This window comes from Paraburkholderia sp. SIMBA_027 (assembly GCF_046535315.1).
Taxonomy (GTDB): domain Bacteria; phylum Pseudomonadota; class Gammaproteobacteria; order Burkholderiales; family Burkholderiaceae; genus Paraburkholderia; species Paraburkholderia tropica.
Map to the genome: position 1 here is coordinate 1 of NZ_JAWRWY010001224.1, position 250 is coordinate 250.

The following is a 250-nucleotide window of genomic DNA, read 5'->3' on the forward strand; positions in this document are numbered from 1 at the left end:
GGCTCCTGGCGAAACGAGGTGATGCCATCGGCGTCGAGAACCAGATGGCGGTCGCTGAGTGCGGCGGCATAGTCCCTCGCCTGCTCGCCGATGCCGAAACCGGGTCCGAGCACGAAGGTCTGCAGGCGATCGTCTTCCAGCCATGCCTCGAGCGCCGCAATGCCATCGACTTCACGCAGCATGACGGCAGTCAGATGGGCGCTGTTCTCGGACACTGCATCCGGGGGTGCTGCGATCGTCACCAGACCTG

1 pseudogene is annotated in these 250 nt (G+C 64.8%); it reads right to left on the minus strand.

The window, feature by feature from the left end:
* Positions 1 to 215 (minus strand): annotated as a pseudogene (locus tag SB764_RS43045) (hypothetical protein); the annotation flags it as partial.
* Positions 216 to 250: the final 35 nt, after the last annotated feature.